This window comes from Pseudomonas sp. AL10, from assembly GCF_029960685.1.
Taxonomy (GTDB): Bacteria; Pseudomonadota; Gammaproteobacteria; order Pseudomonadales; family Pseudomonadaceae; genus Aquipseudomonas; species Aquipseudomonas lactis.
Genome location: NZ_JASBQZ010000011.1, coordinates 107,805 through 132,882 on the forward strand (window position 1 = coordinate 107,805; position 25,078 = coordinate 132,882).

Below are 25,078 nucleotides of genomic sequence, written 5' to 3' on the forward strand. Positions count from 1 at the left end.
GCCCCTTAAATCCACAACTTCTTGAAGTCACGCCCGCCAAAGATCAGGTTGACCATTGCGCGGGTCACCATGATGGCCGTGAACATCGAGGTAAAGATCCCGAGGGACATGGTCACCGCAAAGCCTTTCACCGGGCCTGTGCCCATGGCGAAGAGAATCCCGCCGACCAACAGCGTGGTCAGGTTGGAGTCGAGGATCGCGGTAAATGCCCGGCCGAAGCCTTCGTTGATTGCACGCTGCACGGTCATGCCGGCGGCGATCTCTTCACGAATCCGCGAGAAGATCAGCACGTTGGCATCCACCGCCATACCCATGGTGAGTACGATACCGGCAATACCTGGCAGGGTCAGTGTGGCACCCAGCAACGACATCAGAGCCAGCAACATCACCATGTTGCCCGCCAGGGCAACGGTGGCGATCACACCAAAGAAGCGGTAGATGGCGATGATGAACAGCGACACGAACAACATGCCCCACAGCGCTGCATCGACACCCTTGGTGATGTTGTCGGCACCCAGGCTCGGACCGATGGTACGCTCTTCAGCGAAGTACATCGGTGCAGCCAGGCCACCGGCACGCAGCAGCAACGCCAGCTCGGACGACTCGCCCTGGCCGTTCAGGCCAGTGATACGGAACTGAGCACCCAGCGGCGACTGGATGGTCGCCAGGCTGATGATCTTCTTCTCTTCCTTGAAGGTCTGCACCGGCACGTCTTTCTCGACGCCGTTGACCATCTGCTTGGTGTAGGTGGTCACCGGGCGCTGCTCGATGAAGATCACTGCCATGCTGCGACCGACGTTGCTGCGCGTGGCGCGGCTCATCAGTTCGCCGCCATGGCCATCCAGGCGGATGTTCACTTCAGGCGTACCGTGCTCGCCGAAACCGGCCTTGGCGTCGGTCACCTGGTCACCGGTGATGATCAAACCACGCTCGATCAACGCAGGAGGACGGTTGCCTTCACGGAATTCGAACTCTTCGGAAGTGGCACGCGTAGCGCCTGGGTCTGCCGCGAGACGGAACTCCAGGTTGGCGGTCTTGCCGAGGATACGCTTGGCTTCAGCGGTGTCCTGTACGCCCGGCAACTCAACCACGATACGGTTGGCGCCCTGGCGCTGCACGATCGGCTCGGCCACACCCAGCTCGTTGACGCGGTTACGCACCGTGGTCAAGTTCTGCTTGATGGAGTATTCGCGGATTTCGGCGATCTTGGCCGGGCTCATCGCCAGACGCAGTACCGCTTGACCATTGAGGTCGGCAGGCACGATGTCGAAATCATTGAAGTTCTTGCGGATCAGCGCACGGGCCTGTTCGCGGGACGCTTCGTCAGCAAAGCCCAGCTGAATGGCACCGTTGAGCTGCGGCAGGCTGCGATAGCGCAGCTTCTCTTTGCGCAGCAGGCTCTTCACGTCGCCTTCGTAGACTTTCAGACGTGCGTCCAGGGCCTTGTCCATGTCGACTTCCAGCAGGAAGTGCACACCACCGGACAAGTCCAGACCCAGCTTCATCGGGTGCGCGCCAATGCTGCGCAGCCATTGTGGCGTGGTCTGGGCCAGGTTGAGCGCGACAACGTAGTCATCACCCATGGCCTTGCGTACGACATCTTTGGCCGGCAATTGGTCTTCTTGCTTGGTGAGGCGCAACAAGCCGCCTTTGGAACCAGCTGCCAAGGTTGCCGCTTTAACCTGGATACCCGCGTCGTTGAGCGCTTTGCTCGCACGGTCCAGATCAGCCTGATTGACCTGCAGCGAAGTGCTGGCGCCAGAGATCTGGATCGCCGGGTCATCAGGATAGAGATTGGGAGCGGAATAAATAAAGCCGATCGCCAGCACCGCCAGGATCAGTACGTATTTCCACAGAGGGTATTTGTTCAGCATCACGCCGCCCGCTTATAACGCGGGGCGCCTTGCGCGCCCCGTCGATTGGTAAAGGTTGTTACTTAGATCGCTTTGAGCGTGCCTTTAGGCAGCGTGGCGGCGATGGCGCCCTTCTGGAACTTCATTTCCACGGTGTCGGAGACTTCCAGTACCACGAAAGCATCGGAAACCTTGGTGATCTTGCCGGCGATGCCGCCAGTGGTCACGACTTCGTCGCCTTTTTGCAGGCTGCCCAGCAGGTTTTTCTGCTCTTTGGCGCGCTTGGCCTGTGGACGCCAGATCATCAGGTAGAAGATGACCAGGAAGCCGACCAGGAAAATCCACTCGAAACCACCGCCCATAGGGCCGGCAGCAGCAGGCGCAGCGGCGTCAGCCATGGCGTTAGAGATAAAAAAGCTCATTTAGCACTCCAGTTGCAAATAGTGAATCTTAGGGTCGGAAAACTCAGTCCAAGGGCGGCACAGGGAGGCCACGCTTGGCATAGAAGGCATCGACGAAGGCGGCCAATGTACCCTGTTGAATAGCCTCGCGCAAACCAGCCATCAGGACTTGGTAATGACGCAAATTGTGGATGGTATTCAACATGCTACCCAGCATTTCCCCGCACTTGTCCAGATGGTGCAGATAAGCACGGGAGAAGTTCTGGCAGGTGTAGCAGTCACAGGTAGGATCCAGCGGCGAATCATCATGGCGATGGAACGCGTTACGGATCTTCAGCACGCCTGTATCGATGAACAGATGCCCATTGCGGGCATTACGGGTTGGCATCACGCAATCGAACATGTCCACACCGCGGCGCACACCCTCTACGAGATCTTCCGGTTTGCCAACGCCCATAAGGTAACGAGGTTTGTCTGCGGGCATCAGGCCCGGCAGATAATCCAGCACCTTGATCATTTCGTGCTTGGGCTCGCCCACCGACAAACCGCCGATGGCCAGGCCGTCAAAGCCGATCTTGTCGAGGCCTTCCAACGAGCGTTTGCGCAGGCTTTCATGCATGCCGCCCTGGACAATACCGAACAGCGCCGCCGTGTTATCGCCATGGGCGTTCTTCGAACGCTGGGCCCAGCGCAGCGACAACTCCATGGAAATACGCGCCACGTCTTCATCAGCCGGGTACGGCGTGCACTCGTCGAAAATCATCACGATGTCCGAACCCAGGTCGCGCTGGACCTGCATCGACTCTTCCGGGCCCATGAACACCTTGGCGCCGTCGACCGGTGAGGCGAAGGTCACGCCCTCTTCCTTGATCTTGCGCATGGCGCCCAGGCTGAACACCTGGAAACCACCGGAGTCGGTGAGGATCGGGCCTTGCCACTTCATGAAGTCATGCAGGTCGCCATGCTTCTTGATCACTTCCGTGCCCGGGCGCAGCCACAGGTGGAAGGTATTGCCGAGGATGATTTCGGCGCCAGTGGCGACGATGTCGCGCGGCAACATGCCCTTGACGGTGCCGTAGGTGCCGACCGGCATGAAGGCCGGGGTCTCCACAGTGCCGCGCGGGAAGGTCAGGCGGCCGCGACGGGCTTTGCCGTCCGTAGCGAGCAATTCAAACGACATACGACTCATAAGTTGTCCTCAGGGCCGCGCGGCGCCGGGTTACGGGTGATAAACATCGCATCACCGTAGCTGAAAAAACGGTACTCGTTAGCAATGGCGGCCTGGTAGGCAGCCATGGTTTCCGGGTAACCGGCAAATGCCGACACCAGCATCAACAGCGTGGATTCCGGCAAATGGAAGTTGGTGACCAGGCAATCGACCACATGAAAAGGTCGCCCTGGAAAAATGAAGATATCGGTGTCGCCACTGAACGGTTTGAGCACGCCATCACGTGCCGCGCTCTCCAGCGAACGCACGCTGGTGGTGCCCACGGCCACCACTCGACCGCCCCGCACCTTGCACGCCGCCACCGCATCCACTACATCCTGGCTGACTTCCAGCCATTCGCTGTGCATATGGTGGTCTTCGATGTTATCCACACGCACCGGCTGAAACGTCCCGGCCCCCACGTGCAGGGTCACATAGGCGGTGTCGACGCCCTTGGCAGCAATCGCATCCAGCAGTGGCTGGTCGAAGTGCAACCCGGCGGTCGGGGCGGCGACGGCGCCGAGGCGCTGTGAGTACACGGTCTGATAACGCTCGCGGTCCGCGTCTTCGTCGGGGCGGTCTATATAAGGAGGCAACGGCATATGGCCGACACGCTCCAACAGCGGCAACACCTCTTCAGCAAACTTGAGCTCGAACAAGGCATCGTGGCGCGCGACCATCTCGGCTTCGCCACCGCCCTCGATCAGGATGCTCGACCCCGGTCTAGGCGACTTGCTGGAGCGTACATGGGCCAGCACGCGATGGCTGTCCAGCACCCGCTCCACCAGGATTTCCAGCTTGCCGCCGGAAGCCTTCTGGCCAAACAGCCGCGCCGGAATCACCCGGGTATTGTTGAAAACCATCAGATCGCCTGGGCGCAAATGCTCAAGCAAATCAGTGAATTGACGGTGTGCGAGGGCACCGCTGGGCCCGTCCAGGGTCAGCAGTCGACTGGCGCGACGCTCGGCCAAAGGGTGGCGAGCGATCAGCGAATCAGGGAGCTCAAAAGTAAAGTCAGCAACGCGCATGATGGGGTTCGTCTAGCAGGGCCGGGAAGTCTAGCGGAAATAGTGAAAATAGACCATGAAACGTGATTGACCAACGGTAATCTCATCTCTATACTTCGCCGCCATTGAGCCCTGATGGCGGAATTGGTAGACGCGGCGGATTCAAAATCCGTTTTCGAAAGGAGTGGGAGTTCGAGTCTCCCTCGGGGCACCATCTTAAAAAAAGACCTTGAAATTCAAGGTCTTTTTTTTCGCCTGCAAAAAAGTGCCAGGCGTGGCAGTGGAGGTAGCGGGACCATGGAGTTGACGCTTGAAGCAGTTGCGTTGTTTGCGCTGAAGCTGGTGCATGAGACTGACCACGGCAGCCCATTGCTGCGCGATGATCCGGTGATGGAGGGCTATGAGCGCGAGGTGTTCGGGTTGTTAGTGCGCCAGGGAAACCTGGCTGAGATCCAGTTGAAGCTCGATGAGTGCATCACCCAGGCGTTGATTGCATTGGGTGGAGCGGACAGCGTTCTCGGGCGTGAATTGCAAAGGCTATCCACCGATGTGCAAAACATCGCTCGTCTTGATGAGTTGACCTGCCCGCTGACCGTACTAAAGGGCTATCTGAAAGATGTGCAATGAATCGTTGATCAGCATAACGGCCAGGTAAACCATCAACACCGCCACCCCTGCATCCAGCCAGCGCCAGACCGCAGGCTTGCGAAACAATACCGTCAATCGCTGACAGCACAGCGCCAACACCACGAACCACACGAGTGATGCCGTCATGGCGCCTGTCGCGAACAGCGCCTGTTGGCCCGCAGGTTTCGTGGCACCGATGGAACCAATCAACACCACGGTATCGAGCCAGGCGTAAGGGTTGGCAAAGCCGAGTATGACCGCCGAGCGCAACAGCCCTCTTTGCGAGTTGCCGCCTTGAGCATCCGGCATGGACTGATCCCGGATACAAGCCAACAGACGTTGGCCACCAAACCAAAGCAGATAGGCAGCGCCGGACAACAGCAATAGTGCCATCACCTCAGGCCGACTTCCCAACAACGAACCTAAACCCGTGACCCCGAAAGCGATCAGGAAAATATCGGCCAATACGCAAATAGCGACAACGCCCCAGATCGGCCCGCGACCGACACCTTGGCGGATCACCAAGGTGTCTTTCGGGCCAGGGGCGGCGAACAGTCCGATACCCAAGAGCAAACCTTCGAGGTAAAGGGCATTGAAGTGAGGAAACATGGACTGTTCGAGCCCTCCAGGACTATTTAGCGCAGTTGAATCGGTTGATTACCGAAACCGGTATGACGAGCATTCACAGTACTGCCCAGCTCAATGGGTTTCTGACGATAAAAGGTCGTTAGCAACTGATCCGGATTGGGGTTTGCAAAGTAGATCAATGAACTTCTGGCAACCGGTTTGCTAGGTGCAAGTACAGCATGGTAGGCGGCAGGCACGGCATGATCAGAGAGTTCTGTCAGCAAGGAGCCCGCCAGCACCGCGACCTCGTTCTCCAGAAGGCGTACCGGCTCCAATGATCGTCCTTTCATCAAAACCAGCCCTTCGCGGGTAGGCTTGATAAACGAAAGCATATGCCCGTCTTCATGAGGATCCTGGGCATATTGACGAGAACTGTCTTTGGCCTGTGGACCATAGACACACAACTGGATGTACGATGCAGAGCGAAAGGGGGCCAAGGTTTGAACGCCAAACTCCTCGCAAATGCCATCCATCACTCCCTGGGCCAACTCGCTCATCTGTCGCTCATAACTGCCGACTGCGGCCACGAAAGTACTTCGGGTGAATTCGAAAGCGGTTCTTTTTGAAGCGTGCGCGGGCCAGTAACAAAACCGCTCGCACAGGTCCGGGTGATCCTCGGCAAGGGAGTACTCGGCGCCAAAAGGGAAAAACCCATCCGTGTCCTGGGCAAAGGAAAATTCATCCTTGATGGCCTGGGGAATGGCCGAATACCCATCAATGATCTTTTTGTAGTCCTGCAACATCGAATCAGGAATTTGCAGGATGCCAAAGCCTGATCGGGCTATGGATTCGCAGCATGCTTTAAATTGAGACATAGCTATATCCAAAGATAGTTGTAAAGGAATGCAACACACCAGGTTCGCAAGCATGCGAGAAACCGCGACACTGGATATAGTCAAACAGAAAGGGACCGATCCATGTCCTTCACAACGTCGCTAGCAGGTTGCGAGTGTGCACGGTCCAATACACGCAACGGCGAGCAAGTTGTCCTTTTTGGCGAACAAGTTGACGACTTTTTTCAAGGATTGGGGGATCACATACGGACATGAGCATCAAAACCCGCGACACCCTCCAGGCACTGGTCATACGACGCAGTCGGGAACTGGGAAAGTCCATGACTACCCTGGCTAAGGAAGCCGGTATTTCACGAACCTATTTGTACGGATTGGCGGGTGGCATCTCAAAAGATCCGTCGGTACGCACCTTGATCAAATTGGCCAAGGCGCTGCAGGTGTCCCCCTTAATGCTGTTCCGCTACTTCGCCGATTTGTCCGGCTCGCCCGTCGATGCCCATTCAATGGCAACCACCAACCGAGCCATCGGCCTGCATGATCTTGGCGACGTTGTGGTATTCAACGCCGATGTCACCACCCCCGACCAAACCGTCGTGTTGCCAGGCGAAACATTTCAGAAAACCTGGGAGATCCAGAATGTGGGCACCCGCGCCTGGCGCGGTCGACGATTGGTACGAGTAGACGGTGAATACGTCATCGCCCGTCGAACGGCTACAGGCGAGCCCCTGGAAGTGGTGATGGACAGCCACCTGCGCAGCCTTGACAGCGAAGTACCGATCGCCGAAACCCTGCCTGGGCAGCCGGTGCATATCACGGTGGAGTTTGGAGCGCCGCGGGAGACCTGTACGGTCACCTCGATCTGGCGTATCGAAGATGAACACAGGCGCCCCTGCTACGGACCTGCATTCATCCTGCATGTGATCGTCAACGTCATGGCACGCTGAAAGCAGATTTAGCGCCGCCCTTCCACCGCCATCCGCACCGCCAAGCCCATCAACACCGACCCCATCAGCCAGCGCTGCAACACCTGCCAACCCGGCCGGGTGACGAAGAACACCGCGATGGAACCCGCCATGCAGGCAATCACCGCGTTGACGCTCACGCTGATAACAATCTGCAGGGAGCCCAGCGCCAGGGATTGCATCAGCACACTGCCATGCCCATTCGGGTCGATGAACTGGGGCAGCAGCGACAAATACATCACCGCCACTTTGGGATTGAGCAGGTTGGTGACCAAGCCCATGGTGACCAACTTGCGCGGGCTGTCCTTGGGCAAGTCGCGCACCTGGAATGGCGAGCGCCCACCCGGCTTGACCGCCTGCCACGCCAGGTACACCAGATACAGCGCACCACCGAGCCGCAACGCGTCGTAGGCAAAGGGTACCGCCATCACCAACGCCGTGATACCCAGCGCCGCGCACACCATATACACCACAAACCCCAGCGCCACGCCGCCAAGGGAAATCAACCCCGCCGTGCGCCCCTGGCAGATGGAGCGGGAAATGAGGTAGATCATGTTCGGCCCCGGTGTCAGTACCATGCCGAGTGAAATCAGGCCGTAGGCGAGCAAGCTGGATATATCAGGCATGGATTGGCTCCTGTTTTTTATGCTGCCAGCGTGAAACCCTTCGCCGACGCGGTCGTGTTGAGCGTCATGCTAGGGGCTTGAAGGCCCAGGCGTTAGATACAGATCCGCAAGCAAAACGTCATACACCGGCGGCACCCCTTACCCAGGACAGGCACATGATCGACTTCAACAACAAAGGCTTCTTCAAACTCAAGCAAAACAACGAATACGCCGAACGCGTAGCAGCCCTGCTGCTGGACGGCGAAGAAGTGGTCGACGCCTACAAGGCCATGCGCGACGGCGTCGTGTTCACCACTAAACGCATCATCGCGGTTAACGTGCAGGGGATTACCGGCAGCAAGAAGGACTTCACCTCATTGCCGTACAAGAACATCGTGGCGTACTCGGTGGAAACGTCCGGGACGTTTGATCTTGATTCGGAGTTGGAGATTTACTTTTCGTCGTTGGGGAAGGTGAAGTTCGAATTCACTGGCAAGACCTCGATCGTGGAAATCTCGCGGCTGATTTCCAAGCACCTGCTGAGTTGATCCGCAGGCACAAAAAAGACCTTGGTGCTTCAAGGTCTTTTTTATTGCGGCTCAACTGATACACATCGCTCAAAATGTGGGAGCTGGCTTGCCTGCGATGCCCTTTAAGGAAAAATCACAGCCGCTGATTCACTTAATACTCGGACACATTTTCATTCCCGCCACCTACTCAAACGCCTGCAATACCAAACCGCCCCACTGAACGCTGCTCCCAAAACCACAACCCCATTCCCAACCAACCAAAGCCCAAAATTCCTGCTCTGATCCGCATCCCCTTGATAAAACGGCCCAAAATACGCAGACACGACCACCACCAAACCGTTAAACACTCCGAGCGCCACTACAACCACCCCGACGACAAACACCACGCCCTTAACCAATTTCATATGACCTTCCAAAACCAGATTTCCCTGGACTCGTGATAGTCCGAGAACGTCCCCTCAATCGAAAACCCCAGCTGGATACGCGGATAACTCAGCCAATCCGTCAACCGCCGTCCATTCCAAAGGTCAATGTGGTCACCGCTGCGATTGCCAAACGTCTCATTCCCTCGGCGCCAAAAAACTTTGAAAAAGATATACCTTGAGCCGAACCCAGCTCAATGTGGGAGCGGGCTTGCTCGCGAATGCTTTGTATCAGTCACCTATTCAGTCACCGGCCCACCGCTTTCGCGAGCAAGTCCGCTCCCACAAGGGGCTGCGTTTAACTGACGGGCATGAAGGCAAGCCCCCCGCCTCTGATCGCGTTGTGCCCGGTGGTAGCCGTCAGCCTGGGCGCCTCACTTGGGCTGGAATGTCGCTAAGTACGCCAGGATATTTTCAATCTTCTCTTGGTCACTGATCCCCCAGAAGATCATCCGCGTACCACTGACCACCGCCTTCGGGTCCTCAATGTAGGCCGCCAGTTTTTCCCGCGTCCACACCACGCCCGAGTTCTTCATCGCATCCGAATACTGGTAGTCCGTGGTGGTACCGGCAGGCCGGCCAATGATGCCGTTCAGTTCCGGGCCAAAACCACCCCGCGCACCCTCACCAATGCTGTGGCAGCCGCCGCAGGTCTTGGAGAAGAGTTTGCCGCCCGCCTCGGCGTCGCCCGCAGCGAGCGCGGGGGCAGCGATAACGGTGAGGGCGAGGGTCAATAACACATACTTCATTCAGGTCTCCCTATCGGCTGTTGCCGTGGATTATGCCTGTTCGACCGGCCTTTCCCCCAGCCGCTGCACCAGACGCACCAGATAACCGTCCGGGTCTTGCACGATGAACTGGCGCTGCCCGGCCTCCACGTCACCGGCTCGGTACCAGGCATCTTCAACATCGCGGAACAATGGCCAGCCAATGTGCGCCAACCGTTGCAGGATAGGCGTCACGGCGGGCACATCGATTTGCAGGTTGATGCCGCGCCCGAACGGTGGCTGCAACGGTGCGGTCAGCCACTGGCCGGCGTCGGGGTCGTATTGTTCGAGCATGATTTGCGCGCCGTTAAGGTCAAGGTAGGCAAAGCCTTCTTCAGCGCGCTGGTAGGCGATGGTGAAGCCTAACTGTTCGACCCAGAACGCCAGGCTGACACTGAGGCGAGTGACGATCAGTTCCGGCACGAGCGGGTTACGGTTAAACATGGCATTCCTTGGGACGAAAGGGTGGCGTTCACCTTAACGGATTGTCGTGCCCATGGCTCACAAGTGACCAAACGACCACCCATCGCTTAAAAAACATCCAATCGAACCTATATACCCAACCCCTACTCCACCTTACTGAACCCCTGATGGTGGAGTAAGGATCATGGCTCAGCCATCGATTTTGGTATTGGAAGACGACGAGATCATTCGGGCGTTGATGGTAGATGTGCTGGAAGACTTTGGTGCGGTGGTGACATCGTTTGCATCGGCAGACGAAGGGATGATTTACCTGGAGCGCGGCGATGACCCGGTGGATTTGATTGTCAGTGATATTCAAATGCCCGGCTTGCTCAATGGTTATGACTTGAGCCGTGTGGTCGCCCACCGCTGGCCTGAAGTACAAGTAGTGCTGACCTCAGGTAATACGAAAATCGCCGCCGAGTTGGGCAGTTCCGTGCGGTTTCTGCCCAAGCCCTGGAGTACCGACCACTTGCTTGAGTGCGTGCAGACAGCATTGACGCACTAGGGCCTGCCCCTGCATTGATAGCAGCGCGATATCATTTCAACCGAACTTGAGGGCCAGTTCTGCGGTCATGTAAGGTGCAGGGAGCGACTTTTCTGATCCGCTGGTCAGCCTTTTCGCTTCTGCGTTCAGCTGACGACAATGAGTTGTGTAGAATCGTCGCCCATTTTCACGCGTCATTCATGGCCGACAGGCCCACAGTTCGAGCTCATTGAATGCATTCACAGGCCCATGACGTTAGTGCGCCCTCCTTGTTGGAAACGTTGCGCACGGGCACGGGCCTGCTGCATGTAGCGTTGGAACAGCGCCTGCCGTTTTTTTCCGAGCGCCTGGATGCCCAGTGGTATCGGCGCCTGCTGCAAGCGTACTACGGCTTTTATCAGCCGATGGAAGCGGCGCTGTATGACAGCGGTTTGATTCCCGATGGATATGAGCCTGTGTTGCGTGTGAAAACGCCAACACTGGTCCATGACCTGCACGCACTCGGCCTGACTGACCACGCCATCCATGCCCTGCCTCGCTGTGCCCAACTCCCCGTATTAGACACGCCGGCTGCGTGTCTCGGCGCCCTGTATGTGTTGGAAGGCGCCACCCTGGGTGGCCAAGTGCTGCGCCGGGAAATGGCCCTGCGCCTGGATGTGAACGCCGACAACGGCGGTGCCTTTCTCAATGTATACGGCGCCGAGACCGGACGGCGCTGGAAAGATTTCCTCGATTATCTGAGCCGCCAGCCACTGGATACAGATGCCGCCGCGCGCGCGGTGATGGCGGCCCGTTCGACATTCAGCGGCTTTGAGCAATGGCTCGACAGCCAGGAGGTATTGCTATGAAACCCGAAGATTTTGAAGAGCTGCTTGCCAACTGCGCCGACGAACCCATTCGTTTTCCGGGGGCCATCCAGCCCCACGGCGTGCTGCTGACTTTGTCGGAACCTGGCCTGAACATTATTCAGGTAAGTGCCAACGTCGGTACGTTGTTCGGCCACGCCCCCGAGGCGCTGTTGGATCAACCGTTGCACAGATTGATTGGCGAGGAGTACGCCCAGGCCGTGCGAACCATGGCCGAGGACAGCGCATTCCTGGACTCGCCGCCCCTGCTGATCACCTTCAAGGGTGAGCAGTTCGAAGGCCTGTTGCATCGCCACCAGGGCGTGTTAGTGCTGGAATTCGAACCACGGCTCAAGGATTTCAAACCCCGAGCGCACAATGGCCGCACCAGCGATCTGGGCAAGATGCTGCACCGCCTGCAATCGGCAAAGACCTTGGAGGCGCTCTACGCCATCACCGTCAACGAAATCCAGGCCATGACCGGTTATGACCGGGTGCTCATCTATCGCTTCGAAGAGGAAGGCCATGGCCAGGTGATCGCGGAGGCCTCGGCGCCGTCAATGGAATTGTTCAACGGGCTGTTCTTCCCCGCGTCCGACATCCCCGAGCAGGCTCGGGAGCTGTATCGCACCAACTGGCTACGGATCATCCCGAATGCGTCCTACGAACCGGTACCGCTGGTGCCCAAATTGCGCCCGGACACCGGGCAGCCCCTGGACCTGAGCTTCGCCACCCTGCGCAGCGTGTCGCCGATTCACTGCCAGTACATGCAGAACATGGGCGTGTTGTCGTCCATGAGTATTTCGTTGATGAAGGGCGACAAACTCTGGGGCCTGATCAGCTGCGGCAACCGTGAGCCGCTGCTGGTACCTAATGACCTGCGCATGGCCTGCCAGACCATCGGCCAGGTGCTGTCATTGCAGATCAGTGCCATGGAGGCCCTGGAGCTGACCCGCCAGCGCGACGAGAAAGTCGAAGCGCTGGCGCTGCTGGACCTGGCGATGAAAGCCTCTGCCAATAACGTCTTCGACGGCCTGGCCCAACAAGGCCGAATGCTGATGGACCTGACCCTCTCCGGCGGCGTGGCGATCATCGAAGATAAACAACTGCACCGCTACGGCAATTGCCCGGAACCGGCGCAGATACGCGCGCTGCACAAGTGGTTGCAGGCCAACGGTGAACCGGTATTTTCCAGCCATAACCTGGCCTCGGTTTACCCGCCTGCCGCTGAGTTCCAGAGCGTGGCCAGCGGCGTGCTCGCCATGAGCTTGCCCAAGCCTGTGGATAACGGTGTGTTGTGGTTTCGCCCGGAAGTCAAAGAGAACATCCACTGGAGTGGCGACCCGCAGAAGCCGCTGAATCTGGAAACCTGCGACGCGGGCATGCGCCTTCGCCCACGCACCTCGTTTGAAATCTGGAAAGTGGAAATGGCCGGCATCTCCACCAAATGGAGCCATGGCGACCTGTTTGCCGCCAACGATTTGCGCCGCTCGGCCCTGGAGAACGATCTGTCCCGGCAGGTGCTGCGCGAGCAACAAGCGGTACGGGCGCGGGACGAACTGGTGGCGGTGGTTTCTCACGACCTGCGTAACCCGATGACGGTCATCTCCATGCTGTGCGGCATGATGCAAAAAGCCTTCAGCTCCGATGGCCCACACACCTCACGCCGTATCTCTTCCGCGATCGACACCATGCAACAGGCCGCCGGGCGCATGAATGTGTTGCTGGAAGACTTGCTCGACACCTCGAAGATCGAGGCCGGGCGCTATGTGGTCAAGCCGGTGGCGCTGGACGTCAGCCAGATCTTTGAAGAGGCGTATTCGTTGCTGGCCCCACTGGCCTCGGAAAAAGGCATCGACCTGTCGTTCAATGTCGAGCCCGGCCTGCAGATCAAGGCCGACCCGGAGCGCTTGTTCCAGGTGCTGTCGAACCTGATCGGCAATGCGATCAAGTTCACCCCTCGCCAAGGCAACATCGGCATCAGCGCCATGAGCAACGGTGAGGAGATTGTATTTTCGGTGCGCGACTCCGGTGAAGGCATTGCGCCGGACGATTTGCCCCATGTGTTCGATCGCTATTGGACCCAGACTGAAAACAACCCCACCGGCAGCGGACTGGGACTGTATATCACACAGGGGATTGTCCAAGCCCATGGTGGGCGCATCGAGGCCGAAAGTGAGTTGGGGTGCGGTAGTGAGTTCAGGTTTACGGTGCCAAAGCCCGCCTGAAACGCGACCTCTCTCTAAACCCAACATGCGGATACCTTTGGCCGGGAACGAACAATCCGGCCAATGCCACTGAAACAGTGCGCACTCAAAGGGAGTATTGATGCGGAAACAATCCTCCATTTGAGTAAGGGGTTCACCATGATCATCAGCCACGCCTTTTACACCTATTACGCCCACCAAAACGCGCAAACCCAGCAGGCGGTCGTCAAGCCTTCACCCCACACAAACAGCCAGACCGAACCGCCACCGCGGCCAAGGCGCCCCTCCATGGACGCCCTCGGACAGGGCCGACTGACCTGACTAACATCCGACGCTGCACTGCGTTGACAAAACACCGACATCCACTGCGCTACTCTTTACGATCTATTTCGTGTGAGCCACTCCGTCGATGCTTCAACCCGACACTTTGCCCGCGGTCATTGCGGGCCCCCTCCTAAGGCGCCTGGAGCCGCAGCGCCTGGTTATCTGGTTGGTGGGCAGCCGTACGCTGCCAATGTCCTTGACGCTGCAATTACCCTCGGGCGAGGCGCTGGATATCCTGCTCGATGCGACGCACTGTCAAGTCGTACCCGTAGGGCGCCATGCCTTTATCCACCTGATCGACGTAGCCCTGAGCCACGCCCTGCCGCAGGACGAAATCATCGGTTACGACCTGTTGATCGACGGCCTCGGCATTGCACAGTGGGCACCGCACTTGCTGTATGGCGACGCGACTACGCCAAGCTTCGTGCTGCATAGCCGCATCCATCACTTGGTGCATGGCTCGTGCCGCAAACCCCACCACCGTGCCGACGAAGGCTTGCTGTGTGTCGACCGTCTGTTGGCGGACGCCCGCACACCGCTCGAACGCCCAGCCTTGTTGATGATGAATGGCGACCAGATCTACGCCGACGACGTCGCAGGGCCCATGCTGCGGGCCATTCATGGGCTGATTACGCGCCTGGGCCTGTTCGATGAGTACCTGGAGGGCGCGGTGGTGAGCGACAGCCCCAGCCTTTATGGGCATCGCGCCAGCTACTACCACCGGGCCGACCTGCTTCCCGCACTGGACAGTAACGAGACCTTGCGCGAACGCTTTTTCGGCGGCGTGAAGAAACCAATCTTCACCAGCAGCACCGCCGACAATCACCTGGTGACCTTTGCCGAAGTGATCGCGATGTACCTGCTGGCCTGGTCGCCGACACCCTGGGCACTGATCACGCCAGAACCGCCGCCGCTGAGCGCGCAAGAACAGCAACGCTACGCCCGCGAACAGGTTCATATCGACCAGTTCCGCGACGGCCTGCCTGGGGTGGCGCGGGTATTCGCGCACCTGTCAACGTTGATGATGTTCGACGATCACGACATCACCGACGACTGGAACCTCAGCGCCCAGTGGGAAGAAACCGCCTACGGCCACCCCTTCTCCAAGCGCATCATCGGCAATGCCTTGCTGGCGTATCTGCTATGCCAAGGCTGGGGCAACCAGCCTCAGGTGTTTGGCGAACTGCTGGACCAGACCCAGGCACTGACCGGCCAGGTACAGGCCAATCATCTCGACGCGACGGCGCAAGACGCGTTGCTGGAGGCCTTGCTGAAATTCCAGCAGTGGCACTACGTATTGCCCACCACCCCGGCGCTGGTGGTACTCGACACCCGCACCCGACGCTGGCGCAGCGAATTTACCCTCAAGCAACCTTCCGGCCTGCTGGACTGGGAGGCCTTGAGCGAGCTGCAACAAGCCCTACTGGATCACCCTTCAGCCATCATTGTCTCGCCCGCGCCGGTCTTTGGCGTCAAGCTGATCGAGACGGTGCAAAAGGTCTTCAGTTGGTGCGGTTTTCCCCTGCTGGTGGACGCGGAGAACTGGATGGCCCACCGCGGCGCCGCACAGGTGATTCTGAATATCTTCCGCCACTCGCGCACACCGGGTAACTACGTGATCCTCTCCGGCGATGTGCATTACTCGTTTGTCTACCAAGTGCTGATCCGCCACCGCAACGGCGGCCCCAAGATCTGGCAAATCACCAGCAGCGGCATCAAGAACGAGTTCCCGCCGCGCTTGCTGGAATGGTTCGACCGCCTCAACCGCTGGCTCTACTCCCCGCGTTCGCCGCTCAACTGGTTTACCCGCCGGCGCACCATGCAGGTGGTGCCCTATATTCCCGAGCACGCCGAAGCGGGCGAACGGCTGTGGAACTCGGCAGGCATTGGCCAGGTGTTTTTCAATGAGCAGGGCCAACCGCAGGCCATTTACCAGCACAACGCGGATGGAAGGCCTCGGACAAAGATGATGGCGCCAGAAAAATAGCGTTTCGCCACTCGTCAAAAGCAGCACACCTGCCCTATTCAAAGCGCGCAAGCGCCGATGTACAGTAGCGCCAGCCACGGAGTATCGGCGTCAACCATGACTGGCCTTGGGCGCCAGCCCCCGCAGGAAGCGCAGATGGACGATACATCCGGCAAAGAACCGCTACGCAATGAGGTGTCCGACCTTAACGTCGACCTGTTGCACGCCATCATGGAACTGGTCAGTGATGGCATCTGGGACTGGAACGCCAATACCGGCTTCGTCTACCGCAATCCCGGCTGGTACGAAATGCTTGGCTACTCCCACCACTCCCTGGAAAACAGCGTGTTCACTTGGGAGAACGTGATCCACCCCGAGGATTACCCCCGCGTGATGGCGGTGTTTGATGACTACATCTGCCAACGCGCCGCTCATTACCGGGCCGAATACCGTTGCCGAAAAGAAGACGGTACGTACCTCTGGATCGAGGACCGTGGCTACGTCATTGCCCGTAACCCCGACGGTTCAGTGGCGCGCATGGTCGGCGCACACCGCGATATTCATACGCGCAAATGCTCCATCGAACAGTTGCAAAAACGCAACCAGTCTCTGGAAGCGCTGGTCGCAGAGCGCACCCTTGAGTTGTCGCGCGTCAACCAGCAACTGCAATTGCAGCTGGACGAAAACCGCTCCCTGGCCGAGCGCGACGCCCTGACGCGCATCGCCAACCGGTACCGCCTGGAAAAAGTGCTGCTGGAGGAATGCGACCGCGCCGAGCGCTTCCGCCTGCCCCTGGCACTGGTGGCCATGGATGTCGATGACTTCAAGCCCATCAATGACCAATACGGCCACGGCGTCGGCGACCAGACGCTGATACGGGTAGTGGAACACCTGGAAGCCTGCGTACGTAAAAGCGACTTGCTCGCGCGCTGGGGCGGCGATGAATTTATGGTGGTGCTGCCCAAAAGCAACTTGGACACGGCCAAAGAGCTGGCCGAAAGGATTCGCCATAAAATCAAGGCGGCGGCCCCCTTGGGTGCGTTGAACGTTACCCTGAGCCTGGGCGTAGTAGAGCGGCGCATGGGGGAATCTCCGGCGGCGCTGATGGCGCGGGCCGATCAAGCCTTGTATCGGTCCAAGGCGGCGGGCAAGGATGGGGTGTCGGAATAGACCGCAGCTCCTTCCAAGGTGGAATGACCCGGCAACTTTATTTCGTTTGCGGCAAGGCCAGGCGCGCGGCTTAGATAGCGCTGCGCCCACCACTGCCGAGTCCAAGAGTCATGAGCCACGCTAGCATCAGCCAGTCGATTTCAATCGTTCACCCCATCAGCCTGAGCCACGGTAAAAACGCAGAAGTCTGGGACACGGCGGGTAAACGTTATATCGACTTTGTCGGCGGTATCGGCGTACTCAACCTGGGCCATTGCCACCCGGCCGTGGTGGCGGCCATATGCGAGCAAGCCACCCGGCTCACCCATTACGCGTTCAACGCCGCACCGCATACGCCCTACATCGAGTTGATGCAACGTCTCAGCGCTTTTATCCCGGTGGAATACCCGGTCAGCGGCATGCTCACCAACAGCGGCGCCGAGGCGGCCGAAAACGCCCTGAAGATCGCCCGTGGTGCCACCGGGCGCACGGCGGTGATCGCCTTTGACGGCGCTTTCCACGGGCGCACTCTGGCGACCCTCAACCTCAACGGCAAGGTCGCGCCCTACAAGCAGAAGGTCGGTGTACTGCCCGGCCCTGTGTATCACCTGCCCTACCCCAGTACCGATAACGGCGTGACCTGCGCCGAAGCGCTGAAGGCTATGGAGCGTCTGTTCAGCGTTGAAATCGACGTAAACGACGTGGCGTGCTTCATCATCGAGCCGGTGCAGGGCGAAGGCGGTTTTCTCGCCCTGGACACTGAGTTCGCCCAGGCGCTGCGGCGCTTCTGCGACCAGCACAACATCCTGCTGATCATTGATGAAATCCAGTCGGGTTTTGGGCGCACCGGCCAGCGTTTCGCCTTCTCGCGCCTGGGCATCGAGCCGGACCTGCTGCTGCTCGGCAAAAGCATCGCCGGCGGCATGCCATTGGGGGCGGTGGTCGGGCGCAAGGCGCTGATGGACAACCTGCCTAAAGGTGGGCTGGGCGGTACGTACTCGGGCAACCCCATCGCCTGTGCCGCGGCGCTAGCGACCCTTGAGGTGATGAGCGACGAACATCTGCACGCGTGGGGCGCCGCGCAGGAAGCCGCGATTGTGGGCCGCTATCAAGCCTGGCGCGCACAGCAACTGTCGCCCTACCTGGGCCGCCTCACCGGTGTCGGCGCCATGCGAGGCATTGAACTGGCCCATGCCGACGGCACACCCGCCCCCAAGCAACTGGCGCAACTGCTGGAGCTGGCGCGAGAGGCCGGCTTGCTGCTGATGCCCAGCGGCAAGTCGCGGCACATTGTGCGCTTGCTGGCACCGCTGACCATTGAACCCGCGGTGTTGGAGGAAGGCCTGGATATTCTCCAGGCGTGTCTCGAAGAACTGGACGAGTAAAATGTATCAACAGGTTTGACGCTGCTCCACTCAGTCGTTGAGCTTGTTCGTGAAGTCCGGGCGAGGTGGATGACCGTTGATAAGATTCCCGTTGTGGATATGTACGTATTTCTGTACGTTAAACCCACCCAACAAGGAGTTCCCATGGAAACTATCAACTACACCAATGCCCGAGCCCATCTGTCCGAAACGATGGACCGCGTCAACGATGATCACGTCCCACTTCTACTGACTCGACAAAAAGGCGAGCCCGTGGTGATGATCTCGTTATCAGAGTTCAATGCTCTGGAAGAGACGGCTTACCTGCTGCGCTCACCTAAAAATGCCGAACGTCTCATTAACTCAGTCAACAGCTTACGAGCAGGCAAAGCCAAGCCAAGGCGGTTGATTGAAGAATGAACATACTTTTTACCCCTGAAGGCTGGGACGACTACCTCTGGTTTCAACAGAACGACAAAGCCGGGCTCAAGCGCATCAACCTCTTGATCAAGGCCATACAGAGAGCCCCCTTCGACGGCGTGGGAAAGCCTGAACCTCTCAAACATAATCTGAGTGGTTTCTGGTCTCGGCGAATCACCGCGGAGCATCGTCTGGTTTATGGCATCGAGGATGATGAAGTACAAATATTGATGTGCCGCTACCACTACTGAAATTGTTCTGACGCCCGAGCCAACCTTGACCTGATCCCCCCACCCGCTGAAAATGCCCGACGTTTTTTTGTCTCTCCGCATACTACGCAGTGAAATTTTAATGCCTGATTCCTACACCGAAAAATCCGCCGAAGAATCCGTAGTCGCCCTGCACGCCAAAGCCGAATACGAAAACGCCATCAATCTTTCACAGCATGTGCCGGCCGCCAAGATCATCAGCGAGATGGTGCTGGACGCGTTTCACACCTCCAAGGAAAGCGACCAGATCCGCGAGCTGCGCGTTGCCATCCGCCAGGCCCACGATGCCTTCGATGATGACAAAGCCTATGAGCTGATGGGCCAGCTCAAGCAATTGAAAGACGCCGAAGCCGCAGACAACGCCGCCCTGGAACACCTGAGCAGCCAGTTCTCGATCAGCCGCATCCTATCCAGTTTCAAGGACGACCCAGAGTTTCAGGAACTGGTCTACGGCCTGGCCCTCAAGGTGCTTAACCAGTCGCACCAGGCCATCAGCAACCCGAGCGCCGGCAAGGGCAAAGCTGCACGCGCCAAGAAAGACAACGAAGTGTTTGTGATCAGCAAAGATGGCATCAGCGTCACCCTGCCGCTGCGCACCCCGCGCTCCAAGCTCAATGTGGACCGCGAGGCGCTGGAATTCCTGGGCTTCACCTTTGTGGGCGAAGGCAGCGAGGCGGAGCTTGCGAGCGAAACCTTCATCGACAACAGCGGTGCCGAGCAGCCGGTCACGCGCAAGAGCATCGTGACCGCGCTGCAACAGCAAAGCGCCTTTGACGGCTACGCCATCGCCGCCCAGTAAGTAGCTGACGCAACCCGGCGCGCGTGCAAGGCGCAGCGCCGGTTGCCGTCTACGCCGATTTGTTCCACAACATCGCCGAGCTTTTCATCATCCCCACGGCGATGGCCAACAGCACCAACACGCAGCCTGTCAGCAGCCACGGTGACGGCAAGGTGGGCCGGGCCAGTAACATGAACGCCAACGATGGCGCGATCATCACGCCGATGTTGACGCCTGCCGAGTAGTAGCCAAGGTTGCGGCCCACGCTGTCGTGGCTGGAAATGCTGCTGACATAGTGGGTGATCGCGGGGAACACAATCATCTCGCCCAGGCTCCACAACACCGTAGCAAGCATCAACAGCGCGCCGACCTGACCAAAGCCCATCAAGAAGAAACCGCTGCCTGCCAGCAAGAAGCCGATGATCAGCGAGCGGCTGCTCGACAAGTGCGCCATGCGCAGATTGATCGGCACTTCAAACACAATCACCAGCAAAGCATTGATAAAGAAAATGATGCCCACGTAATAGGCCGGCAATTGGGTGTAGTTGATGATGTACGCCGACAGAAAAGTCGGCGGCAGTGCGTATGCCACGTGCACCGGCAGCGCCGCCAACAGGATCACCAGCAGTCGCGAACGCTCATGAGCCGCCACCTCGGGCAAGCCCTCGCCCTTGCCAGCGAAGGGCGCGTCTTGGGTGGCTGGCCGGGGCCGTCCGAACCGCAGGCAGGCGGCGAAGGCCAGCAAGGACAACACGGCATTGATGTAGAACACCGCGTCGGCATTGCGCAGAAAGATCAAGCTACCCAGCAACGGCCCGATGGCCATGCCTATGTTGATCGCCAGCCGGTTGCAGGAAAACGCCACCTTGCGCGACTCAAGGCTGCTGTGAGCCACCGTCTCGGAGAACGCGGCCGGTGTGAAGGCTTCGTAACAAGCGCCCCAGAGAAACGACAACAGGAACAGCGCGAGCAGGTTTTCCACCGAGGGAATGACCAGCAGCAACACCGCGTTGAACACCAACGAACCGAGGATGACCCGGTTGGCCGAAAACCGCTTGATCACGGCGCCGATGACCAGGTCGGTACACAGGGCGCCCGCGCCGTACACGCCGACCAACAGGCCAGCCGTGCCCGCCGATATCGCGTGTTGATGAATCAGGTACGCCGCGTAGAAAGGAAACGCCAGAGTGCCCATGCGGAACACCAGCGTGATCATGAACAGTGCTTGCAACCGCGCATTAAGGCCGCGCAAGGCGTGAAAAGTGCCCATCAGCGCAACACGCTGGCACAGGCGTGGAGCAAAGCTACAGAGCGGCTCATCCGGATGTCCTTTCTCAATGGCGGCGCCGGTGTGTCCGGCGCCAAACTCCATAGCTGGGCAACCTAATGCAGCACTGTGCGGCGAACAAGCTACCCATTTGGACAGGTAGGCGGTGATTGCGGCCTCAGGCCGGGTGACGGATATAGCCCAATTGCAGGGCCTTGCCGATGGCTGACTTGCCGTTGGTGACCTGCAATTTGCCGAAGATATTCTTCATATGAAACTTGACCGTATGGGAGGTCATCGAGGTCAGGAGCGCCACTTCGTTGTAGGTCTTGCCCAGGCTCACCCAGGACAATACTTCGGTTTCCCGTGGGGTCAGCACCGTCTGTTGCGCGACCGGCGCGGCGTGCTCTTCCAGGGCCTCGTCGTACATCGAGACCAACAGCATCTGCAGTTCACTTTGATGGGCCAGCACGGTCTCGCGAAATTGCTGGTCCTCGCCGAAGCTGCACAGATTGAGCACCGAGTAGAAACCGCGATTGCCATGCACGATAAAACTGGCGCCCTCGCCAACGGGTTTGTAGGGGCCCGGCACCGGCACCGCCTCATCGGCCACGGCCAGCAGGTGTTCATCACTCCAGAAAAACGGTTTGATCCGGGTGCGGGTCAATGAAACCAGCTCGCCACGCCGGTAGAAATCGTCGGCCGTGTCGGAAGGCTCCATGGCTTCTGGGTAATTGGACACAATCTGCGCTTGGTCCATCGACGGCCCACACTGGTAGACCTCAAAGTGCCCCAGGCCACGGCGGCTCAGCTCGGCATCGAGCAAGCGGCGCATATCCTCGGGCAGCATGGGCGATTTCTTATCGGGTTGGCCATTAGGTCGCACGGGTATCTTCCTTGAGCATTCGACCCGGTCGAGCATGAAGCATGCCTGGCTTGCCTGTCCAGGCAGCGGATGACAAACACAGGGGCTAGACTTGCGCCGCGAACGCCTCGCGAAAGCGCTGCATCTCCTGCGGGTTGCCCACGGTCACCCGTACCCACTGCGGCCAGTCCTTCCATACCCGCCCCACCAGCACATTCTGTGCTGCCAGCCGCTCGATCACCCGCTCTGCCGGGCGCTTCACGTCGATCATGAAGCAATTGCTGTGGGAAGCGGTGCAGGTAAAGCCCCGGCCCTTGAGCCAGGCGATCGTCTCATCGCGCAACCTGGTATTTCGCGCTTTGCGTTGGCCCACCAGCTGCGAATCTTCCAGGCTGGCACGGGCGGCCAGCAAGCTGGCGCCGGCCGGGACGTTGTCGCCACCGAACACCGCCAACCGCTCCAGCAGCGCCGGGTGGCCGATTGCCAGGCCCAGGCGCGCACCGGCCATGCCGTAGATCTTGGAGAACGTGCGCAGCACCAGCAGGTCGTCATGGTCGTTGACCCAGCTCACGCAACTGGGGGCGTCACAGAAGTCGATATAAGCCTCGTCCACTACCAGCACGCTGCCCTTGGGTTTGTGCGCCAGGGCCTGGCGGATGGCCTCGGTCGAGGTGAGCGTACCGGTCGGGTTGTTGGGGTTGCACAGGTACAGCATGCCGGCCTGTGGGTCCGCCGCGAGCATGGCAGGCACATCGTGGGCATGCTGGGCGTCGAGGTTCACTTCTTGCACCGGCGCCTTGATCGACTCGGCCGCCTGGCGCGGTACTTCGTAGGACGGCGTGGCCATCACCAGGCCGCGGGTCTGGCTGGTGAACGCCAGCACCGCGTAGCGCAGGGCGGCCATCGAGCCGGCAAACACTCCGACGTTGTCTTCGGCTATGCCCTGTTGTTGGGCGAACAGCGCGGCCAATGCATACATGTCCGGGTAAGGGTAACGCCCGGAGGCTGCAATCGCACGCTGCATCGCCTGGCGAGCCGCGTCTGAAGGGCCGTAGGGGCTTTCGTTGTAATTGAGCAGCACCTTGTCAGATTTCGTCGGCGCCGGGCTGGCGAGGGCCCAATTGAGCTGCCCCATCACAGGCAGGGCCGCGCCCAGGGCGAGAAGGGATCGACGACTGACACGCACCATGATGGCTACTCCTTGTAGAGGCGCGAGGGATTCGCGCGGGCCGTTCAGAAGAGTATGACGAGAAAGCCGTTGCCTGATTTACCACCAAGGCGTATCCCTGCACTCAGTACTTTATTGTTATAGCGGGCGCATGCAACACTTTCACTGCCGCCAAACCCGCAACATTGGGTTCTGCCGGCATGGACTGATGACTAAATGGAAGTGGTGAGCACTTGATACACAGACGGGAAAAAACCGAGCACTTGAAGAGCAACATCAAGTACTTGATCAAGAGTCGTGGCGAAACCCAGCTTTCGTTAAGCAGTGCTGCCGGCCTGACCAGGACCACCATCTACAACATCCTGGAAGGCAAGGTCGTTAACGTACAGCAGTCGACGATTCGCAAGATCTCGGACTTCTTTGGCGTCTCCTACGAAGAAATCGAGACCATCAGTTTTGAGGCCAAGGAAGTCATCGAGAGCAATGTTTCCCCGCTGGGTAACAAGAACCCGGCAGCAGTACCTGTGCTCAAGGAAAGCCTGCTCATGCAGAACCTGGGCAAGCGCATCGGTGAACTGGCCACGCTGCACCCGCTGACGTACTACTTCGGCAGCGCCTGCAATTTGATCGGCGTGCGCCTTGAGCACGGAATTCCGGGCCTCAATGAACCGGGGGACTTGCTGATCGTGCAGAAAGGCTCGTCGAGCGACGATAAAGAAAAGCTGGTGTACGACCGCGCCACCAAGAAGCTGTTCATCACCCTCGAACCCTGTGGGAACTCAGAGCGTTTGTGTGTCATCGGCGACATCCTTGAGGAGCGCTTCAATGACAACGTCTGAGGGCGCCGTTGAAAACAGCAAATACAAGTTGCTGGGCTTTGAAAACGACAAGCGCCTGGCGGTGATCATGGTGATCGCCACGGGCAAGGTCCTCAAGATCAAGCTGAGTGAAGTGCTCAGCAGTGAAATGATGGACAACTTCAACAAGATGGAAATCAAGAACCTGTACAAGAAGTTCTATTCCCAAGGCGGAGCACTGACCGCTTACGAGATAAACGACCGCAATGAAAACTCCTGGATGATCTACATCATCCTGAACTTGCTGCTGTTCACCTTCTATATCTTCACCAGCATTGCCGCGACCAAGCCGATTTACCTGGAGTCGTTGGGCATCATCGTCACGCCGGGCACGTTCCTGTACCCGCTGACCTTTTTGATCGTGGACTTGCTCAACGAGAATTTCGGCTTGCGCCTGGCCAGGCGGGCCATTCTGTTTGCGTTTGCCAGCAACGCGATGATCATCATCCTGCTGTATGGCTCGACGTTCCTGCCGGGGCTGCCGGGCTGGAAGCTGGATGGGCCTTATACCGACGTGATCCTGCAAGTGTCGTCGGTGCTGGTGGCCTCTTCGGTGTCGTTTCTGGTGTCGGAGAATATAAACTCCTACCTGCTGTGCAAGATCAAGGAGCTGACTAACTCCAGGTACCTGTACTTGCGGATATTCCTCAGTACGTTCTTCGCGGTGATTATCGACAGCTTCCTGTTCTGCTTCATTGCCTTCTACGGCGCGATGCAGACCAGCGATATCCTCAGCATGATTTACGTGCAAATCGCGATCAAAGTCGGCTTTGCGTTCTTCAACATCCTGCCTGCCTATGGCGCACGCTCATTGTTCAAACGCTATCAATAATCCTGTAGGAGCGAGC

General features: G+C 58.7%; 27 protein-coding genes and 1 tRNA gene. 15 read left to right on the forward strand and 13 right to left on the reverse strand.

All coding sequences use genetic code 11. The annotated features are described in order from the left end of the window. Nucleotides 1-5: 5 nt before the first annotated feature. From secD to queA, 4 genes are all read right to left on the reverse strand, one after another. On the reverse strand, nt 6-1,874 hold the full coding sequence (gene secD, locus QK296_RS13720; protein WP_003194025.1) for a protein translocase subunit SecD: 1,869 nt from the start codon (nt 1,872-1,874) through the stop codon (nt 6-8). 62 nt (nt 1,875-1,936) lie between these two features. After that, nucleotides 1,937-2,275 (reverse strand): preprotein translocase subunit YajC, encoded by a 339-nt coding sequence (gene yajC, locus QK296_RS13725; RefSeq protein ID WP_003175975.1) that lies wholly within the window; start codon nt 2,273-2,275, stop codon nt 1,937-1,939. A 43-nt stretch (nt 2,276-2,318) separates the two neighbouring features. Then, entirely contained in the window at nt 2,319-3,434 is a 1,116-nt protein-coding gene (tgt, locus tag QK296_RS13730) for a tRNA guanosine(34) transglycosylase Tgt (protein WP_032803964.1), read from the reverse strand. A 5-nt stretch (nt 3,435-3,439) separates the two neighbouring features. After that, on the reverse strand, nt 3,440-4,489 hold the full coding sequence (queA, locus tag QK296_RS13735) for a tRNA preQ1(34) S-adenosylmethionine ribosyltransferase-isomerase QueA (RefSeq protein ID WP_282391035.1): 1,050 nt from the start codon (nt 4,487-4,489) through the stop codon (nt 3,440-3,442). Between the two features lie 108 nt (nt 4,490-4,597). Here queA and QK296_RS13740 point away from each other — a divergent pair. Beyond that, nucleotides 4,598-4,682: transfer RNA gene (locus QK296_RS13740), tRNA-Leu, on the forward strand. Between the two features lie 83 nt (nt 4,683-4,765). Further along, complete coding sequence (locus QK296_RS13745; RefSeq protein ID WP_282391036.1) at nt 4,766-5,095, forward strand: hypothetical protein; 330 nt, start codon at nt 4,766-4,768, stop codon at nt 5,093-5,095. Here QK296_RS13745 and QK296_RS13750 read toward each other — a convergent pair. Together QK296_RS13750 and QK296_RS13755 are read right to left on the reverse strand one after the other, a co-directional pair. Further along, nucleotides 5,066-5,704 carry a LysE family transporter gene (locus QK296_RS13750; RefSeq protein ID WP_044268254.1) on the reverse strand — a complete coding sequence of 213 codons (639 nt, stop codon included), beginning with the start codon at nt 5,702-5,704 and terminating at the stop codon, nt 5,066-5,068. The two genes, QK296_RS13745 and QK296_RS13750, sit on opposite strands and share 30 nt — an antisense overlap. A 26-nt stretch (nt 5,705-5,730) precedes the next feature. Next, a complete protein-coding gene (locus tag QK296_RS13755) occupies nt 5,731-6,537 on the reverse strand; it encodes a 2OG-Fe(II) oxygenase family protein (RefSeq protein WP_282391037.1) in 807 nt (268 codons plus the stop codon). A gap of 230 nt (nt 6,538-6,767) precedes the next feature. Here QK296_RS13755 and QK296_RS13760 point away from each other — a divergent pair, with 230 nt between their 5' ends. Continuing rightward, nucleotides 6,768-7,460 (forward strand): NBR1-Ig-like domain-containing protein, encoded by a 693-nt coding sequence (locus QK296_RS13760; RefSeq protein ID WP_282391038.1) that lies wholly within the window; start codon nt 6,768-6,770, stop codon nt 7,458-7,460. Between the two features lie 8 nt (nt 7,461-7,468). On the opposite strand, the gene QK296_RS13765 is transcribed toward QK296_RS13760, so the two are convergent. Then, the gene (locus QK296_RS13765; RefSeq protein ID WP_047711733.1) at nt 7,469-8,104 is read right to left on the reverse strand and encodes a LysE family translocator; all 636 of its coding nucleotides are present in this window, start codon (nt 8,102-8,104) and stop codon (nt 7,469-7,471) included. A 155-nt stretch (nt 8,105-8,259) separates the two neighbouring features. On the opposite strand from QK296_RS13765, the gene QK296_RS13770 reads away from it, so the two are divergent. Beyond that, nucleotides 8,260-8,631 carry a PH domain-containing protein gene (locus QK296_RS13770; RefSeq protein ID WP_014719840.1) on the forward strand — a complete coding sequence of 124 codons (372 nt, stop codon included), beginning with the start codon at nt 8,260-8,262 and terminating at the stop codon, nt 8,629-8,631. A gap of 382 nt (nt 8,632-9,013) precedes the next feature. Here the strand turns inward: QK296_RS13770 and QK296_RS13775 are convergent, their stop codons facing one another. The 3 genes from QK296_RS13775 to QK296_RS13785 form a co-directional block, all read right to left on the reverse strand. Continuing rightward, nucleotides 9,014-9,208, reverse strand: a complete 195-nt coding sequence (locus tag QK296_RS13775) for a T6SS effector amidase Tae4 family protein (RefSeq protein WP_235369362.1) — start codon at nt 9,206-9,208, stop codon at nt 9,014-9,016. Nucleotides 9,209-9,409: 201 nt separating this feature from the next. After that, nucleotides 9,410-9,784, reverse strand: a complete 375-nt coding sequence (locus QK296_RS13780; protein WP_034133617.1) for a cytochrome c family protein — start codon at nt 9,782-9,784, stop codon at nt 9,410-9,412. A 30-nt stretch (nt 9,785-9,814) separates the two neighbouring features. Further along, nucleotides 9,815-10,246, reverse strand: a complete 432-nt coding sequence (locus tag QK296_RS13785) for a VOC family protein (RefSeq protein ID WP_057710523.1) — start codon at nt 10,244-10,246, stop codon at nt 9,815-9,817. Nucleotides 10,247-10,409: 163 nt separating this feature from the next. Here QK296_RS13785 and QK296_RS13790 point away from each other — a divergent pair, with 163 nt between their 5' ends. The 9 genes from QK296_RS13790 (at nt 10,410) to QK296_RS13830 (ending at nt 20,094) form a co-directional block, all read left to right on the forward strand. After that, nucleotides 10,410-10,772, forward strand: coding sequence for a response regulator (locus tag QK296_RS13790; protein ID WP_003194033.1), 363 nt, complete (start codon nt 10,410-10,412; stop codon nt 10,770-10,772). A 212-nt stretch (nt 10,773-10,984) separates the two neighbouring features. Then, complete coding sequence (locus tag QK296_RS13795; RefSeq protein WP_019817490.1) at nt 10,985-11,599, forward strand: biliverdin-producing heme oxygenase; 615 nt, start codon at nt 10,985-10,987, stop codon at nt 11,597-11,599. Then, the gene (locus QK296_RS13800; RefSeq protein ID WP_282391039.1) at nt 11,596-13,824 is read left to right on the forward strand and encodes an ATP-binding protein; all 2,229 of its coding nucleotides are present in this window, start codon (nt 11,596-11,598) and stop codon (nt 13,822-13,824) included. Before QK296_RS13795 ends, QK296_RS13800 begins: the two co-directional genes overlap by 4 nt. Before the next feature lie 388 nt (nt 13,825-14,212). Beyond that, nucleotides 14,213-16,114, forward strand: a complete 1,902-nt coding sequence (locus QK296_RS13805) for an alkaline phosphatase D family protein (RefSeq protein WP_282391040.1) — start codon at nt 14,213-14,215, stop codon at nt 16,112-16,114. A 135-nt stretch (nt 16,115-16,249) separates the two neighbouring features. Then, nucleotides 16,250-17,263 (forward strand): sensor domain-containing diguanylate cyclase, encoded by a 1,014-nt coding sequence (locus tag QK296_RS13810; RefSeq protein ID WP_003194037.1) that lies wholly within the window; start codon nt 16,250-16,252, stop codon nt 17,261-17,263. Between the two features lie 110 nt (nt 17,264-17,373). Then, on the forward strand, nt 17,374-18,627 hold the full coding sequence (locus QK296_RS13815; RefSeq protein WP_003194038.1) for an aspartate aminotransferase family protein: 1,254 nt from the start codon (nt 17,374-17,376) through the stop codon (nt 18,625-18,627). A gap of 144 nt (nt 18,628-18,771) precedes the next feature. After that, nucleotides 18,772-19,026, forward strand: coding sequence for a type II toxin-antitoxin system prevent-host-death family antitoxin (locus QK296_RS13820; protein WP_003194039.1), 255 nt, complete (start codon nt 18,772-18,774; stop codon nt 19,024-19,026). Continuing rightward, nucleotides 19,023-19,277: a Txe/YoeB family addiction module toxin gene (locus QK296_RS13825; protein WP_057710526.1), complete on the forward strand. Its 255-nt coding sequence runs from the start codon at nt 19,023-19,025 to the stop codon at nt 19,275-19,277. Before QK296_RS13820 ends, QK296_RS13825 begins: the two co-directional genes overlap by 4 nt. Nucleotides 19,278-19,377: 100 nt before the next feature. Then, nucleotides 19,378-20,094 (forward strand): hypothetical protein, encoded by a 717-nt coding sequence (locus tag QK296_RS13830; RefSeq protein WP_003194043.1) that lies wholly within the window; start codon nt 19,378-19,380, stop codon nt 20,092-20,094. Between the two features lie 49 nt (nt 20,095-20,143). On the opposite strand, the gene QK296_RS13835 is transcribed toward QK296_RS13830, so the two are convergent. The 3 genes from QK296_RS13835 to QK296_RS13845 all read right to left on the reverse strand — a co-directional run bounded on the left by QK296_RS13835 (nt 20,144) and on the right by QK296_RS13845 (nt 23,394). Further along, the gene (locus QK296_RS13835) at nt 20,144-21,343 is read right to left on the reverse strand and encodes an MFS transporter (RefSeq protein WP_003194044.1); all 1,200 of its coding nucleotides are present in this window, start codon (nt 21,341-21,343) and stop codon (nt 20,144-20,146) included. 175 nt (nt 21,344-21,518) lie between these two features. Next, nucleotides 21,519-22,190 carry a LuxR C-terminal-related transcriptional regulator gene (locus QK296_RS13840; protein ID WP_186354260.1) on the reverse strand — a complete coding sequence of 224 codons (672 nt, stop codon included), beginning with the start codon at nt 22,188-22,190 and terminating at the stop codon, nt 21,519-21,521. 121 nt (nt 22,191-22,311) lie between these two features. After that, nucleotides 22,312-23,394 (reverse strand): pyridoxal phosphate-dependent aminotransferase, encoded by a 1,083-nt coding sequence (locus QK296_RS13845; protein WP_137203872.1) that lies wholly within the window; start codon nt 23,392-23,394, stop codon nt 22,312-22,314. A 212-nt stretch (nt 23,395-23,606) separates the two neighbouring features. Here QK296_RS13845 and QK296_RS13850 point away from each other — a divergent pair, with 212 nt between their 5' ends. Continuing rightward, nucleotides 23,607-24,212 (forward strand): helix-turn-helix transcriptional regulator, encoded by a 606-nt coding sequence (locus tag QK296_RS13850; protein ID WP_003194047.1) that lies wholly within the window; start codon nt 23,607-23,609, stop codon nt 24,210-24,212. Continuing rightward, nucleotides 24,199-25,062, forward strand: a complete 864-nt coding sequence (locus QK296_RS13855) for a queuosine precursor transporter (RefSeq protein WP_003194048.1) — start codon at nt 24,199-24,201, stop codon at nt 25,060-25,062. The genes QK296_RS13850 and QK296_RS13855 overlap by 14 nt, the downstream gene beginning before the upstream one ends. Nucleotides 25,063-25,078: the final 16 nt, after the last annotated feature.

What these genes read in the sequence shown, in the direction of transcription:
- QK296_RS13780 (WP_034133617.1), bottom strand. Translation starts at nt 9,784, where the DNA reads ATGAAGTATGTGTTATTGACCCTCGCCCTCACCGTTATCGCTGCCCCC.
- QK296_RS13785 (WP_057710523.1), bottom strand. Translation starts at nt 10,246, where the DNA reads ATGTTTAACCGTAACCCGCTCGTGCCGGAACTGATCGTCACTCGCCTC.
- tgt (WP_032803964.1), bottom strand. Translation starts at nt 3,434, where the DNA reads ATGTCGTTTGAATTGCTCGCTACGGACGGCAAAGCCCGTCGCGGCCGC.
- QK296_RS13855 (WP_003194048.1), top strand. Translation starts at nt 24,199, where the DNA reads ATGACAACGTCTGAGGGCGCCGTTGAAAACAGCAAATACAAGTTGCTG.
- QK296_RS13815 (WP_003194038.1), top strand. Translation starts at nt 17,374, where the DNA reads ATGAGCCACGCTAGCATCAGCCAGTCGATTTCAATCGTTCACCCCATC.
- queA (WP_282391035.1), bottom strand. Translation starts at nt 4,489, where the DNA reads ATGCGCGTTGCTGACTTTACTTTTGAGCTCCCTGATTCGCTGATCGCT.
- QK296_RS13765 (WP_047711733.1), bottom strand. Translation starts at nt 8,104, where the DNA reads ATGCCTGATATATCCAGCTTGCTCGCCTACGGCCTGATTTCACTCGGC.
- secD (WP_003194025.1), bottom strand. Translation starts at nt 1,874, where the DNA reads ATGCTGAACAAATACCCTCTGTGGAAATACGTACTGATCCTGGCGGTG.
- QK296_RS13795 (WP_019817490.1), top strand. Translation starts at nt 10,985, where the DNA reads ATGCATTCACAGGCCCATGACGTTAGTGCGCCCTCCTTGTTGGAAACG.
- QK296_RS13830 (WP_003194043.1), top strand. Translation starts at nt 19,378, where the DNA reads ATGCCTGATTCCTACACCGAAAAATCCGCCGAAGAATCCGTAGTCGCC.
- QK296_RS13805 (WP_282391040.1), top strand. Translation starts at nt 14,213, where the DNA reads ATGCTTCAACCCGACACTTTGCCCGCGGTCATTGCGGGCCCCCTCCTA.
- QK296_RS13810 (WP_003194037.1), top strand. Translation starts at nt 16,250, where the DNA reads ATGGACGATACATCCGGCAAAGAACCGCTACGCAATGAGGTGTCCGAC.
- QK296_RS13790 (WP_003194033.1), top strand. Translation starts at nt 10,410, where the DNA reads ATGGCTCAGCCATCGATTTTGGTATTGGAAGACGACGAGATCATTCGG.
- QK296_RS13745 (WP_282391036.1), top strand. Translation starts at nt 4,766, where the DNA reads ATGGAGTTGACGCTTGAAGCAGTTGCGTTGTTTGCGCTGAAGCTGGTG.
- QK296_RS13840 (WP_186354260.1), bottom strand. Translation starts at nt 22,190, where the DNA reads ATGCTGCCCGAGGATATGCGCCGCTTGCTCGATGCCGAGCTGAGCCGC.
- QK296_RS13835 (WP_003194044.1), bottom strand. Translation starts at nt 21,343, where the DNA reads ATGGGCACTTTTCACGCCTTGCGCGGCCTTAATGCGCGGTTGCAAGCA.
- QK296_RS13760 (WP_282391038.1), top strand. Translation starts at nt 6,768, where the DNA reads ATGAGCATCAAAACCCGCGACACCCTCCAGGCACTGGTCATACGACGC.
- QK296_RS13755 (WP_282391037.1), bottom strand. Translation starts at nt 6,537, where the DNA reads ATGTCTCAATTTAAAGCATGCTGCGAATCCATAGCCCGATCAGGCTTT.
- QK296_RS13820 (WP_003194039.1), top strand. Translation starts at nt 18,772, where the DNA reads ATGGAAACTATCAACTACACCAATGCCCGAGCCCATCTGTCCGAAACG.
- QK296_RS13845 (WP_137203872.1), bottom strand. Translation starts at nt 23,394, where the DNA reads ATGGTGCGTGTCAGTCGTCGATCCCTTCTCGCCCTGGGCGCGGCCCTG.
- QK296_RS13825 (WP_057710526.1), top strand. Translation starts at nt 19,023, where the DNA reads ATGAACATACTTTTTACCCCTGAAGGCTGGGACGACTACCTCTGGTTT.
- QK296_RS13800 (WP_282391039.1), top strand. Translation starts at nt 11,596, where the DNA reads ATGAAACCCGAAGATTTTGAAGAGCTGCTTGCCAACTGCGCCGACGAA.
- yajC (WP_003175975.1), bottom strand. Translation starts at nt 2,275, where the DNA reads ATGAGCTTTTTTATCTCTAACGCCATGGCTGACGCCGCTGCGCCTGCT.
- QK296_RS13770 (WP_014719840.1), top strand. Translation starts at nt 8,260, where the DNA reads ATGATCGACTTCAACAACAAAGGCTTCTTCAAACTCAAGCAAAACAAC.
- QK296_RS13750 (WP_044268254.1), bottom strand. Translation starts at nt 5,704, where the DNA reads ATGTTTCCTCACTTCAATGCCCTTTACCTCGAAGGTTTGCTCTTGGGT.